Source organism: Haloarcula sp. MBLA0163 (assembly GCF_055632435.1).
Window position 1 is genome coordinate 2058117 of the sequence record NZ_CM145745.1, and the last position, 12724, is coordinate 2070840.

Here is a 12724-nt window from a genome sequence, read left to right on the forward strand (position 1 = left end):
CCCTATGACCAGTTTGACGGACGTCTACGAGGGGGAGGTCGGCCGCGTCGCGTCGCGCCGCCAACAGCTCGTCGGGTCGGGGCTGTTCCTCGGGGGGGTCGCCGGACTCGTCGCCGCCATCGCGCTGGCGACGACGGACGTGGGGGTGACGGTCGGCACTGGGGAGTACGCCGGCCGGCGGGCCGCCGGCATCCTCGCGGGCGTCGGCCTCCCGGCCGTCGTCCTCGGCGTCTTCGCGGTCCTCCCGGCCAGCAGACGAATCCGGGCGACGGCGGTGCTCGGGGCGAGCGTCTCGCTGCTCGGCGTCGCCGTCTTCCAGCACATCTACCCGTACGACTGGATGACGAACGCGCCGCTGCAGGCGCTGGGGACCAGCATCGTCTACGCCGCCGGCGTCCTGACGACCTTCTGGTGTCTGTTCGCGGCGCTCGCGACGTTCAACACCCGGAAGTCGCCGGGCGGCACTGCCCGGATGGAGGTCACCGAGGAGGGCACTATCGAACTCGTCGAGGAGGCCCGCTCCATCCCCGGGATGGGCGGTATCGGCTTCTTCGGCGACGACCCCGACGGTGGCGTGGAGACCCAGACGAACCGACGTGACGAGGGGCGTGGCACCGTCAGCGACGGCGGCGACGGGAGCGAGGTGCTCCGGTCGCCGACCGGCTCGGGCGGACCTGGCGAGACGGCCTCCCCGACCGGCCCAGGGCGCGGCGGTGGGCAGTCGGCCGACGAGGGCCGTCAGCGGGCGGCGCGAACCGGCCCGTCGGAGCACGACCTCGACCCGAGCGTCGCCAGTGCCGGACCGGAGTCGTCCCACAGCACGGACGGGGGGACCACGCCACACACCGGACAGGACCCCATCACGGAGACAGCCGTCCACCGTGGCGAACCCGACAACTACTGTGGCAACTGCCGGCACTTCCAGTACGTCATGGACGGCGACGACGTCGAACCGTACTGTACGTTCCACGAGGAGAAACTGGACGACATGGACCCGTGTCCGGCGTGGGTCGACAACGGCTGAGCCGAACCCGGGTGTTTAACACGGGCGCGTTGCCTACGGATGGACAACAATGGAGTTCTGCGACGACTGCGGTTCGATGATGAAGACAGAGGGCGATATGTGGCTCTGCGAGAGCTGTGGCTACGAGAAGGCGCGCAACGCCGACGCCGAACGGGAGATGGCCGTCACCACGCAGGGCCAGGAGGAGTCCGAGGTCGTCGACACCTCCGAGGTCGAGGCCGAGGACATGGGACCGACGACCGGTGCCCGCTGTCCCGAGTGTGGCAACGAACGTGCCTTCTACGAGATGAAACAGATCCGGGCCGCCGACGAGTCCGAGACGCGCTTCTTCACCTGCACCGAGTGCGAGCACAAGTGGCGCGAGGACGACCACTGAGGCGGTAGTGTGTCCGACGACGCCTCGTTCCCGGACGTTCCCGCTGACCGCCTGCACGACGAGGGGTGGGAACTGACCGACGAGAGCGTCGAGACGGTGTTCAAGCTGCCGACGGCCAGCGTCGTCGGCGCGACCGAACTGTACGACGACGTGCGGACGCGCGAGGCCGTCGAGGCCGCCACCGGTATCGACCACCAGTGGCGCTTCTTCTTCGCGACGGCGCTGACCTTCCGGCCCCCGCTGGCCCCGGGCATCGGCCCGGCCATGATCCTCCCGACGGTCCGCTCGGAGGCCAACTCGACGTTCGCCGACGAGCTGCGTGACCGTGGCTTCGAGAACGTCGACCGCGGCCGGCGAGAGCGGGTCCGGACCGACAGCGGCGACCGGGCCAGACTGCGGGAGTACACGGCGTCGATGCCGCTCCCGGCGGCCGACACGACGCTCTCGATAACCGGCTGGGTCGGGGTGTGGCACGGCGACGGGTTCCGCATCGCCGCGGGTGCCTATCCGAACGAGGCGGTCGGCGAGACGCTGGGTCTGTCGGACCCGCCGGACCGACTCCGGCGACAACCACGCGACTACCGCGACGAGCTGCTCTCGCTCATCCGCGCCGTCGAGTGAGGACGGCGAGGAGCGGCCCCTCGGGGACGAGTTCGACGGGGCCGAGCCCCAGGCGGCGAGCGACGGCGCTCGGGTCGGCGGCGTCGCCGACGCGTGCGACTGGGACGCCGCGGACGGCCAGTTCGGCGGTCAGACCGACGGAGGCGAGCGCGGCCGCCGCGTCCATCGTCTCGACCGGGACCTGTCGCCAGAGCGAGAGCGCGGCGGGGAGCGACGACACGTCGACGGTGACGACGTCGTCGTAGCCGACTACGGAGAGGCCGTGGCCCGCCACCTCGACGTCGAGGTCGGCCTCGACGGCGAGCGACGGCCGGCTGTCGAGGGCGTCCAGTAGCTCCGCGACCGTCTCGATGGGTTCACGCCGGCCTCGCTCGGTGGTCGTAGTCACTCGTTCTCGCGGGTAGTAACAGTCAGCGTGCCGTCGACGCGCCAGTGTGCGTAGTCGGCGTCGTCGCCGGTCTTGCTCGGTACGTCGACCTCCATGTCCTCGAACTCGTAGGTTATCTCCGCGTTACGGCCGGTGAGTCGGTCGTACAGTCCGATCGCGAGTTCGGGCCACGTCGTCGTCTCGTCTGGAGCTTCGGCTTCGCTCATGCAATCGGTCATACGTGTCAATGGGGCTTGAAACCACGGCCCAACTAGTCGGGGAGGGGGAGTTCGGGCCTGAAATTTCAGGGCCGTCTGGCGAACGTGAGATAGCCCGTGTGTCCGACGCCGCCGGTGGCAGGGCGGGACCCCCTGTCGTCGAAGTCCATCTCTCGCTGGATGGTGTCCAGCGTCTCTATCTGCTCCAGCCCCACCTCCTCGGCGGCCGCGACGGCCGCGCGCGTGTTCTCGACGAACGGCGAGTACACCGCGAGGGACCCGCCCCGGTCGAGCAGCGTCGGCGTTCGCTCGACGACGGTCGGCGCGTCCTCGGTGTCGAGCGTCACGACGTCGAACCCCGAGAGGTCGTCGAGATCGTCGGTCACGTCGCCGGTCCGGACCTCGACGGCGTCCTCGACGCCCGCGACCGCCATGTTCTGGCGGGCCACCTCGGCGAAGTCCGGGTCTCTCTCGTAGGTCACCACGTCGGCGCCCAGTCGGCCCATGTACGCGCTGAGGATGCCGGTGCCGGTCCCCGCGTCGAGGACCCGGTCGCCCGCGGCGACGCCCGTCTTGCCGACGACGAGGCCCACGTCGCGGGGCATCATCGGCGCGCCGGTCCGTTCGAGGTGGTTGAACAGGTCCGGGCCGCGGAGGCGGCGGACGGTGAAGCCGGTGCCCAGATGCGTCTCGACGACGTCGCCGGGCGCGACGTCCTCGGGGACCTCGAGGATGCCGAGGTCGGACTCGAAGCGCTCGCCCGGGTCCAGCAGGTACTCGCGGTCCTCGTGGACGAACAGGTAGGACACGCTACTCCAGCTGGTCGACGGCGTCCGCGAGGTCGCCGTCGTTCTCTTCGAGGGCCTCGCGGGCCGTCTCCTCGTCCACGCCGGTCCGCATCGAGACGAGCTCGACGTCGTCGGCATCGACGACGTTCCCGTCGTCGCTGGCCGCGTCGCCCTCGTCGGCGCTCTCGGCATCGCTCGCGGCGCCGCGCTCACGGGACTCCGGGTCGCCGACGACCTGGTAGGTCTTCTGGCCCTGCGCCTCCATCAACTGGACCTCCGCGTCGGTGAAGACGAGCTCCTCGTCGGGTGTCCGGATGATTACCTCTTCGGCATCGATGTCGTCCATGTCGATGCCCATCTGTTCCATCATCTGCTTCATCTTGCGCGGGTTCATGCCCCCGCCGCCGCCTCCAAACATACTCTGGACTGCGCGTTCTGGGTAAAAAAGGCTAGCGACCCACCGTCTTCGGCGGGGGCGTCGGGCGCGCAGTTCCGCGACCGGTGGAGAGCCGACGACTGTCCCGCGACACACCGTGTGACCGTCGGCGTCCGGGAGCTGAGAGGACGCGAGCGGGTGTTCGCCGACGCCTCCCGGTCGTCACTCCTCCCAGTAGACGTTGATTCCGTCCGCACCGACGTCGACGAAGTGGTTCGACCCCATCCGGACGTCGTAGGAACCGATGGCGAGCGTCATCGTTCGCTGCGGTCCGTTCTCGACGGCCACCGCGAGTTCGTAGTCGCCGGGCGACCGGATGCGGCTGTCGAACTCCCGTGAGGCGCCGGGAGCGAGCGTCACCGACTCGTCGATGAACGTCTGGTCGGTCCGCGTGAGCGTCAGCGACACGGTCCGCTCGACGTCGGCGCCGTTGCTGACGACGAACAGAATCGGGTCGTCCGGGGCGGGCGTCACCGTGTCCATGTCGGTGTCGGTGTCGGTCGGTGACGACGTGTCCGTCGGTTCGCCGGTCGGCGTCTCGTCCGGCGACCCGGGGCCGGTGCACCCGGCGAGCGATGCGACGGAGAGGGCGGCGGCCGTGAGGACCTGCCGGCGGCGCATGTCGGCGCTTCCGGTCGACGGCGTAAGTGCTTTGTCTCAGTCGCCGTCGGCCCCGCGGCGGACCTTCACGGCCATCCCCGTCTCGAAGTCGGCCATGCCGTGGCCCGGCAGTTCCGCGCGGCCGACGGCCAGCAGGTCGCCGTCCTCGTGGACGACGAGCGCCTCGTCGCCGGGCCGCAGGCCGGGGTCGGCCCGCTGGACGAACTTCGCGAAGGCGTTGCGCCCCTCGCGGACGAACGGTTCGCTCTCGTCGCCGACGACGACGCGGTGGCGCGGCGCCTCGAAGTGGGCCTGGAGGCGGCGGCCGCCGGTCAGCCCCAGCGTGTAGCGGCCGTCGGTGCCGTAGGTGACCAGACGGCCCTGGTCGGCGATGACCTGCCGCGGTCGGCCGGAGCTGGTATGCGTTACCTCGACGGCGTCGGCCGACGGGAACAGGGCTCGGCCCGCGCCGCGGCCGAACTGGTAGTCGGCCCCGCGACGGAGGCCACGGAACTCGCTGTCGCTCATGGGCGGTGTTCGCCCCCGGGGCGACAACCGCCTTTCGGTCCGACGGCACCCCCGCGTTCGTGATAGAGTGTTGATGGAATCCCGTGATACTGTGGTGTTTGTGACTGTCTAACGCACTCTCTTCCGTCGGTTTTGGGGAAATTTATACCGGATGAACGCGAAGTGAGAGGTACAATGGCTACCGACAACCGGAAAGTGATGCTGGGCGCGCTGCTGCTGTTCGTCAGCACGGCGCTCATCCTCGGGACAGGACCGATAGACGTCGCCATCCCGGCCGTCGCCGCCGGCGTCGCGGCGCTGGGGCTGGCGGCGGGCGCGCTCCTCGTGGGCACCTCCGAAGACGGCCGTCCGGTCTGACGCCTCCGACCCTTCTCCCGGACACAACGCTCGCGAGTGACGACTACAGCAGGAACCGGTCCGGGTCCTCGCTCAGGTCGACGAAGCCGTCGACGGCGCCTTTCAGGTCCTCGGAGGAGGACTCCTCGAAGCCCATCGCCTCGATGCGACACCCCTCGTGCCGGACGTAGCGACAGACCCTCGCGAAGTCGCCGTCCCCGGTACAGAGGACGACGGCGTCGTTGTGTTTCGCCAGCGTGACGGCGTCCAGGCTCATCCCGACGTCCCAGTCGGCCTTCTTCGACCCGTCCTCGAACGTCTTGATGTCCTTGATGCGCGTCTCGAAGCCGATGTCGACGAGCGCGTCGAAGAACGTCTCCTCCTCGGGCGAGTCCGCACGGATGACGTAGGCGATGGCACGGGTGAGTTCGCGACCGTCGACGGCCTCCTCGAGCAGGGCCGAGTAGTCGATGTTCCGCGTGTAGAGACTCCGGGCGGTGTGGTAGAGGTTCTGCGCGTCCGCGAGAACGGCCACGCGCTGGCCCGGGTGTGATACGGTCATACTCGGTGTTGGCGTCCGCGCTCGGATAGGTTTTCGGATGCGGTGGGCGGAACACAACAGCTAAGTCCCTCACGGTCTGTCACTCGTGTATGCCACGGCGCCTCGACGCGACGGGCCGGCCGGTCGCGAGCGGCGTCTGTGTCGTCGCCAAACCGAAGCGCACGCACCGCTACTGACTCGCGGCGGGCGTAGCGCCCCCGTCCCGGGTCGACTTCTCTCGCACCGTCTCCAACCGGACCACATATCCCACAGCGACACCACACCACTCAGCAATGACAGACCTCGACTTCCGCGGCGTCTATCCCGCGATGTGCACGCCGTTCAACGACGACGACGAACGCAGTATCGACTTCGAAACACTCCGAGAGGACGCCCAGCGACTCGAAGCGGCCGGCGTCGACGGCCTCGTCCCGGTCGGCTCGACGGGCGAGTCCGCGACGATGACCCACGACGAACACGTCGAAGTCGTCGAGGCGGTCGTCGACGCCGTCGACGACGTGCCGGTCATCGCCGGCACCGGGTCGAACAACACTCGCGAGGCCCTCTCGCTCTCTCGGCGTGCGGTCGACGCCGGCGCCGACGCCCTGCTCCTCATCTCGCCGTACTACAACAAGCCCGAACAGCAGGGCCTCGTCGACCACTACACCACCATCGCCGACGAGGTGGACTGCCCGCAGATCGTCTACAACGTCCCCTCGCGGACCGGGCGCAACATCGAACCGGACACGGCCGTCGAACTGGCGGGTCACGAGAACATCCGCGCGTACAAGGCAGCCAGCGGCGACATGAACCAGATCTCCGAGATCATCGAGCGCACGCGCGACGAGGCGTTCGCGGTGCTGTCGGGCGACGACGGCATGACCCTGCCCATCCTCTCGGTGGGCGGCCACGGCTGTATCTCCGTCTCGGCGAACATCGAACCCGAGCGGACCTGCGCCATGGTCGGCGCGGCGCTGGCGGAGGACTACGAGCGCGCACGCTCGCTCCACCACGAACTCGGCCCGCTGTTCCGGGCGATGTTCGTCGAGACGAACCCCATCCCGGTGAAGGAGGCCATGCGCATCCGCGGCTACGGGCCCGCCAACGTCCGGTCGCCGCTGACGCGCCTCTCCGAGGAACACCTCGACGACCTGCGTGACGTGCTCATGATGCTGGAGAACGAGGACCTCGAGGACGAGTACGCGGAGCGGGAACGATGACACGGGTCGCCGTCAACGGTATCACGGGTCGGATGGGCGGGGCCGTCGTGGAGGCGGCGGCCGACCGCGACGTCGAGGTCGTCGTCGGGTTCGCCACGAGCGACGTCGAGTCGGCCCACGGCGTCCCGGTCGTCCACCCCGACGCGGCCGCCGACGCTCTCGTCGAGTACGACGTGGACGCCGTCGTGGACTTCGCGGTCCCGGAGGGTGCGCTGACCGTCGCCGAGGCCTGCGCCGAGACGGGCGTCGCGATGGTCGTCGGCACTACGGGGTTCGACGAGGACGGCCGCGACCGACTCGACGCCGTCAGTGCCGAGGTGCCGCTCCTGAAGGCGAGCAACTTCTCGCAGGGCATCCAGGTGCTCCAGCGCCTCGTCGGCGAGGCCGTCCGCGCGCTGGACGACTACGACCTCGAGCTGCTGGAGAGCCACCACAACGGGAAGGTCGACGCGCCCTCGGGGACGGCCAACAGCATCCTGGAGACCATCCAGGCCGAGCGGGACGTCGAACCGGTGTACGGCCGCGAAGGCCACGCGCCCCGCGAGGACGACGAGATCGGCGTCTTCGCCCGTCGGGCCGGGGACATCCGCGGCGAACACGAACTCGTCCTCGCCGGCAACGACGAGGTGGTGACCCTCGCCCACCGCGCGGAGGACCGCGGCGTCTTCGCGGCGGGCGCGCTCGACGCGGCGACGTGGCTCGTCGGCCGTGACCCCGGCCGGTACGAGTTCGGTTCGGTCGTCGACGCCTCGTAGGCACCTTCCACGACCTTATACAGTTTCGTCAATATATAGCATAGCCTTATACGACACACCGCCGGACTCACAGGTATGGCTACGAACCACAGCAGCCGACTGCCAGCGTCGAAGTGCCCGCACTGTTCCGGCGAGTTCGAGATCGCGACCAGCGTCGGTCTCTGTCCCGACTGCGGCTACGTGCCGGGACAGGGCGCGGACTGAGACACGCACGGTTCTCGAACGCGGATTCTCCCCAGCCGGTGTCGTCGCCGCGACCGGTCGAAATCCCCGGTCGCTATACGTTCGGAGACGGTACCGACGCCCAAGATGCTCGGACAAGACCTCGAACAGAACATCGGGGACCTCTGGACGGCGTACGAACAGGGCGCGACGGTCGACGACATCGAACCGCCGCAGCTGGACACGCTCGACGCCTTCCTCACCGCACTCGAGAACGGCGACGTCCGCGCGGCCGAGAAGGTCGACGGCGAGTGGCAGGCCAACGAGTGGGTCAAGCGGGGCATCCTGCTCAACTTCGCCTTCCGGAAGACCCACGCCAGAGAGTACGGCGACGTCGAGTACCACGACGTGCTCCCGCTCCGGGACACCGCCGACCTCGGCGAGCGCGGTACCCGGAACACGCCGGACGGGACGACCATCCGCCGCGGCGCGTACCTCGGCGAGGACTGCATCATGATGTCGCCCTCCTTCGTCAACATCGGCGCGCACGTCGGCGACGGGACCCTCATCGACTCCTGTGACACCGTCGGCTCCTGTGCCCAGATAGGCGAGAACGTCAAGCTCGGCGCGAACACGCTCATCGGCGGCGTCCTCGAACCGGTCGAGAGCGCCCCGGTCATCGTCGAGGACGATGTCTCGCTGGGTGCCGGCTGTCGGGTGACGAGCGGGTTCGTCGTCGGCGAGGGAAGCGTCGTCGGCGAGAACACGCTCCTGACCCCGCGCATCCCCGTCTACGACCTCGTGGAGGACGAGGTCATCTACGGCGAACTGCCGCCCGAGCGCCGGGCGTTCCAGCGCTTCGTCGACTCCTCGGTCGGCGACAACGACCTCATCCCCGGCGGGGCGTACAAGCCGGCCGTCGTCGCCACCGACGTCGAGGAGGAGACGCTGGAGGCGACCGAGCGAGAGGACGCGCTTCGGGACTAACGAGGGGCGAGACCAGCGCCCACCGTCCACGCGCGGGACGACCGACGGCAGGCGCGAGTCGCGAGGGTCGACGGCCCGCGGTCACAGCGGTCGGCCGAGCGTAAGCGCGCGTTACCCACACGGACGCCGTCGTACACTATCTGTTGTATATTTGTTACCAACTCGCATAGTCGTCGGTATGAGCGAGCGACTCGTCACGTCACGGTTCGTCCACTCGCTCCGGTACGAGTGGAGCGCGGGCGTCGCCGGTGGAGCCGTCGCCGGCGTCGGGATGGGTATCGTGTTCCACGCCGGCGCGAACCTCATGCCGTTCGTTGGCGCACTGTACGGGTGGCCGACGGTGGTCGGTGGGTGGGCCGTCCACCTCCTGAACAGCGTCCTCGCCGGTGTCGTGTTCAGTATCATCGTCTCGCACCCGTGGATAAGCGAGCAGACGACGACCGTCCGCGAGTGCGTCGCGGCGGGGGTCGTCTACGCCGCGGCTATCGGTCTGCTCTCGACCGGGGTGTTGTTGCCCGTCTCGATGCAAGCACTGGGCGTCCAGTCGTTCCCGGAGCCACTGGTGCCGCTCCCGGGGCTACTCGGTACCTTCCTCGTCGTCGTCTCGGTCGGCGTCGCTCACGTCGTCTACGGCGTCCTCCTCGGGGCGACCTATGCCGTCGTTCGGGGCCGACTGCGGACGGGCGTCGAGACCGCAGAGAGTATGCCGTGAGGAGCTATCGAAGCGGAACCCTTGTTAGCCGCCGTCGCCGTTGTACGGCCAATGAGTCACGACTCGCCGCCCGTCCGCCGCCTCGCGGACTGGGACCACGACCGACTCGGTCGGCTCGCGGCCGAACACGGGACGCCGCTGTACGTCCTCGACGTCGACCGCGTCGCCGAGAACTACGAGCGGTTCGCGTCGGCGTTCCCCGACGCCCACGTGATGTACGCCGCGAAGGCCCACACCGGCCGCGCCGTCCTCTCGAAACTGCTGGCGACCGGCGCCGACATCGAGTGTGCCGCGTGGGGCGAGCTCCAGCGAGCAATCGAAGCCGGCGCGGACCCGAACACGCTCCAGTACACCGCGGTCAATCCGCCGGACCACGACCTCGACTACGCCGTCGACCTCGCCGAGGACAACCCCGGACTCACCGTCACCGGCGGCGCGCGGGACACCTTCGACCGCCTCGAGGCGCGCGGCTACGACGGCCGCGTCGCCATCCGCGTCAACCCCGGCATCGGCACGGGCCACCACGAGAAGGTCGCGACCGGGAAGGACGCGAAGTTCGGCATCCCCTACGAAGAGGTGCCCGAGGTGGCCGCAGACGTCGCCGAGCGGTTCGACCTCGTCGGCATCCACGCCCACGCCGGGAGCGGCGTCCTCCACGACGACCTCGACGACCACTGCCGCGCCATCGGCAAGGTGGCGGACATGGGCCGGCAGATAGAGACCGAAATCACCCCGCTCGACTTCGTGGACTTCGGTGGCGGGTTCGGCGTCCCGTACCGCGAGGACGAGGAACCGCTGGACATGCAGGTCGTCGGCGAGAAGGTCCGCGAGGCCGTCGGCGAGTTGGACGCCCAGATGAAACTCGAACCCGGCCGCTACGTCGTCGCCGACGCGGAACTCATCCTCACCGAGGTCAACACCGTCAAGGAGACGCCCGCGGCCACCGTCGTCGGCGTCGACGCCTCGCTGGCGACGCTCATCCGCCCCGCGATGTTCGGGTCGTACCACCCCATCCGGAACGTCACCGCGCCCGACCGGGCCGACGAACCCGTCTCCGTCGGCGGCCCCTGCTGTACGAGCGCCGACGTGTTCTGTACGGACCGCCCGGTCGCTCGCCCGGAGCGCGAGGACCTGCTCGCCATCGGCAACGCCGGCGCGTACGGCTACGAACTGGCCAACCAGTTCCACTCCCAGCCCCGCCCGGCCGAGGTGGCCATCGAGGACGGCGAGACCCGCGTCGTCCGCGAGCGGGAGACGCTCGACGACGTGACCGGTCTGGAGCGATGAGTTCGGCCTACGACCTCGCCGCGTTCCACCGGCGGGCCGTCGAGACGGACTCCACCGAGTCGGTCGACGAGATGCGCGAGGTCCTCCTCGACACCCTCGACGCGGCCGGCGTGGCCGCGCACGTCGACGACCTCGGCAACGTCGTCGCCACGCGCGGCGCGACCGACCACGAGGCCGCCGCGAACGCCGACACGCATCTGGTCCTCAACACGCACATCGACACCGTCCCGCCGCACGTCCCCTACGAGCGACGGGCCGAACGACCCGGCGACGAGGCGGTCGACGGGAGCGCGGACGCGGGCGAGGGCGACGTGGTCTGTGGCCGGGGCGCCTGTGACGCGAAGGGGCCCCTCGCGGCGCTGCTGGACGCCTTCCTCACCGTCACCCCCGACGACGGCGCGATGACGCTGGCCGTCTCCGTCGACGAGGAGACCACCCAGACCGGCGGCGCGCACCTTGCCGAGACCATCGCCGCCGACGGCTACGTCGTCGGCGAACCGACGGGTCTGGACGTCTGTACCGCGGCGAAGGGGCAGTTCGAGGGCACCGTCACCATCCACGGCGAGAGCGCCCACGCCGCCGACCCGGGGAGCGGGCTGAACGCGATCCGGGCCGCGGCGCCCGTCCTGCAGGCGATGGAGAGTTACGACGAAACCGAGGGACCGGACGACCACGAGACGCTGGGCCGCCCCATCCTGACGCCGTCGATGGTGGAGGGGGGCGAGGCGACCAATCAGGTCCCCGCCGAGTGCACCATCACCTTCGACCGGCGGAGCGTCCCGCCGGAGACGAGCGACGGGTTCTGTACAGACCTCGAAGCCCACCTCCGGCAGTGGCTCCCCGACGCGATGGACCTCGACGTGGCGCTCATCCGCCCGGACACGCCGTTCCCGGAGGCGTTCGCCACGGACGCCGACGCGGACCTCGTCCGGACCCTGCAGTCGGCCAGCGGCGGGGCCATCAGGCCGTTCGAGGCCGCGACGGAGGCCTCCTACTTCGCACAGCACGCCCCCACCGTCGTGTTCGGGCCGGGCGTCCTCACCGACGACGTGGGCGCCGTCGCGCACTCGAAGCGCGAGTACGTCAGGCTCTCGGACGTGCGAACCGCCGCCCGCGCCGTCCGCGAGACGGTCGAGCGGCTACTCTAGCAGGGCTCTCGCTTCCTCGTCGGAGACCTGCGAGAAGTCGCGGTAGAACTGCCCGACGGCGCCGAAGTTCGCCGGTTCCTCCAGCGTGACGACGCCGTCGGTGACGCGTTCGACGGCGTCGGCCGTCTCCGGCGAGGCGACGGGCACCGCGACGACGACGCTCGCGGCCCCCGCGGCCTTCACCCGGTCGACGCAGGCCCGCATCGTCGCGCCCGTCGCGAGGCCGTCGTCGACGACCAGTACGCGCTTGCCCGTGAGGTCGAGCGGCGGCCGGTCGGCGCGGTAGCGGTCGAACTTCTCTTTGGCCGCGCGCTGTTCGTGTTCGGTCTGGCTCTCCAGGTACTCTGTCGTCAGGTCGAGCGAGCCGATGAGCGACTCGTTGCGCCACGTCGTCCCGTCGTCGGCGACGGCCGCGACGGCCAGTTCCGGGTTCCCCGGCGCGCCCACCTTGCGGGCGACGACGACGTCCAACGGGACGGCGAGTGCGTCAGCGACGGGTCGCGCGACCGGGAGGCCGCCACGGGGGATGGCCAGCACGATGTCCGCCTCGGCGCCCTGCCGCCGGAGTTCGTCGGCGAGTCGGTCACCGGCGTCCGTGCGGTCCGCGAACATGTCAGG

General features: G+C 69.8%; 19 protein-coding genes. 11 read left to right on the plus strand and 8 right to left on the minus strand.

The window, feature by feature from the left end; all coding sequences use genetic code 11:
• Positions 1-4 precede the first annotated feature (4 nt).
• Genes ACV7GQ_RS10985 through ACV7GQ_RS10995 form a run of 3 tightly spaced genes read left to right on the plus strand, consistent with a single transcriptional unit; the run spans position 5 to position 2021 of the window.
• Positions 5-1024, plus strand: a complete 1020-nt coding sequence (locus ACV7GQ_RS10985) for a cell division protein CdpA domain-containing protein (protein ID WP_470310284.1) — start codon at positions 5-7, stop codon at positions 1022-1024.
• 49 nt (positions 1025-1073) lie between these two features.
• Positions 1074-1400, plus strand: coding sequence for a transcription factor S (locus tag ACV7GQ_RS10990; protein ID WP_470310285.1), 327 nt, complete (start codon positions 1074-1076; stop codon positions 1398-1400).
• A gap of 9 nt (positions 1401-1409) precedes the next feature.
• Positions 1410-2021 (plus strand): DUF6517 family protein, encoded by a 612-nt coding sequence (locus ACV7GQ_RS10995; RefSeq protein WP_470310286.1) that lies wholly within the window; start codon positions 1410-1412, stop codon positions 2019-2021.
• Here ACV7GQ_RS10995 and ACV7GQ_RS11000 read toward each other — a convergent pair.
• The 6 genes from ACV7GQ_RS11000 to ACV7GQ_RS11025 form a co-directional block, all read right to left on the minus strand.
• Complete coding sequence (locus ACV7GQ_RS11000) at positions 2002-2409, minus strand: hypothetical protein (protein ID WP_470310287.1); 408 nt, start codon at positions 2407-2409, stop codon at positions 2002-2004. The genes ACV7GQ_RS10995 and ACV7GQ_RS11000 overlap by 20 nt on opposite strands.
• Positions 2406-2615, minus strand: a complete 210-nt coding sequence (locus ACV7GQ_RS11005) for a hypothetical protein (protein ID WP_470310288.1) — start codon at positions 2613-2615, stop codon at positions 2406-2408. Before ACV7GQ_RS11005 ends, ACV7GQ_RS11000 begins: the two co-directional genes overlap by 4 nt.
• 77 nt (positions 2616-2692) lie before the next feature.
• Positions 2693-3415: a methyltransferase domain-containing protein gene (locus ACV7GQ_RS11010; RefSeq protein ID WP_470310289.1), complete on the minus strand. Its 723-nt coding sequence runs from the start codon at positions 3413-3415 to the stop codon at positions 2693-2695.
• A 1-nt stretch (position 3416) separates the two neighbouring features.
• Positions 3417-3812 carry a nascent polypeptide-associated complex protein gene (locus ACV7GQ_RS11015; RefSeq protein ID WP_470310290.1) on the minus strand — a complete coding sequence of 132 codons (396 nt, stop codon included), beginning with the start codon at positions 3810-3812 and terminating at the stop codon, positions 3417-3419.
• Positions 3813-3992: 180 nt separating this feature from the next.
• On the minus strand, positions 3993-4451 hold the full coding sequence (locus ACV7GQ_RS11020) for a hypothetical protein (protein ID WP_470310291.1): 459 nt from the start codon (positions 4449-4451) through the stop codon (positions 3993-3995).
• A 36-nt stretch (positions 4452-4487) separates the two neighbouring features.
• A complete protein-coding gene (locus ACV7GQ_RS11025) occupies positions 4488-4958 on the minus strand; it encodes a PUA domain-containing protein (RefSeq protein ID WP_470310292.1) in 471 nt (156 codons plus the stop codon).
• Positions 4959-5132: 174 nt separating this feature from the next.
• On the opposite strand from ACV7GQ_RS11025, the gene ACV7GQ_RS11030 reads away from it, so the two are divergent.
• Positions 5133-5315 carry a DUF8178 family membrane protein gene (locus ACV7GQ_RS11030; RefSeq protein ID WP_220616769.1) on the plus strand — a complete coding sequence of 61 codons (183 nt, stop codon included), beginning with the start codon at positions 5133-5135 and terminating at the stop codon, positions 5313-5315.
• Between the two features lie 43 nt (positions 5316-5358).
• Here the strand turns inward: ACV7GQ_RS11030 and ACV7GQ_RS11035 are convergent, their stop codons facing one another.
• A complete protein-coding gene (locus ACV7GQ_RS11035) occupies positions 5359-5856 on the minus strand; it encodes a LabA-like NYN domain-containing protein (RefSeq protein ID WP_470310293.1) in 498 nt (165 codons plus the stop codon).
• Between the two features lie 272 nt (positions 5857-6128).
• Here ACV7GQ_RS11035 and dapA point away from each other — a divergent pair, with 272 nt between their 5' ends.
• The 7 genes from dapA to ACV7GQ_RS11070 all read left to right on the plus strand — a co-directional run bounded on the left by dapA (position 6129) and on the right by ACV7GQ_RS11070 (position 12106).
• Positions 6129-7055 (plus strand): 4-hydroxy-tetrahydrodipicolinate synthase, encoded by a 927-nt coding sequence (gene dapA / locus ACV7GQ_RS11040; RefSeq protein ID WP_470310294.1) that lies wholly within the window; start codon positions 6129-6131, stop codon positions 7053-7055.
• Positions 7052-7810 carry a 4-hydroxy-tetrahydrodipicolinate reductase gene (gene dapB, locus ACV7GQ_RS11045; RefSeq protein WP_470310295.1) on the plus strand — a complete coding sequence of 253 codons (759 nt, stop codon included), beginning with the start codon at positions 7052-7054 and terminating at the stop codon, positions 7808-7810. The genes dapA and dapB overlap by 4 nt, the downstream gene beginning before the upstream one ends.
• Positions 7811-7885: 75 nt before the next feature.
• Positions 7886-8014, plus strand: coding sequence for a hypothetical protein (locus ACV7GQ_RS11050; protein WP_268899037.1), 129 nt, complete (start codon positions 7886-7888; stop codon positions 8012-8014).
• Positions 8015-8119: 105 nt separating this feature from the next.
• On the plus strand, positions 8120-8959 hold the full coding sequence (locus tag ACV7GQ_RS11055; RefSeq protein ID WP_470310296.1) for a 2,3,4,5-tetrahydropyridine-2,6-dicarboxylate N-succinyltransferase: 840 nt from the start codon (positions 8120-8122) through the stop codon (positions 8957-8959).
• 178 nt (positions 8960-9137) lie between these two features.
• Positions 9138-9671, plus strand: coding sequence for a hypothetical protein (locus ACV7GQ_RS11060; RefSeq protein ID WP_470310297.1), 534 nt, complete (start codon positions 9138-9140; stop codon positions 9669-9671).
• A 51-nt stretch (positions 9672-9722) separates the two neighbouring features.
• Positions 9723-10958 (plus strand): diaminopimelate decarboxylase, encoded by a 1236-nt coding sequence (gene lysA / locus ACV7GQ_RS11065; protein WP_470310298.1) that lies wholly within the window; start codon positions 9723-9725, stop codon positions 10956-10958.
• Positions 10955-12106, plus strand: coding sequence for a M20 family metallopeptidase (locus tag ACV7GQ_RS11070; RefSeq protein ID WP_470310299.1), 1152 nt, complete (start codon positions 10955-10957; stop codon positions 12104-12106). The genes lysA and ACV7GQ_RS11070 overlap by 4 nt, the downstream gene beginning before the upstream one ends.
• Here ACV7GQ_RS11070 and ACV7GQ_RS11075 read toward each other — a convergent pair.
• Entirely contained in the window at positions 12098-12718 is a 621-nt protein-coding gene (locus tag ACV7GQ_RS11075) for a phosphoribosyltransferase (protein WP_470310300.1), read from the minus strand. The two genes, ACV7GQ_RS11070 and ACV7GQ_RS11075, sit on opposite strands and share 9 nt — an antisense overlap.
• Positions 12719-12724 lie beyond the last annotated feature (6 nt).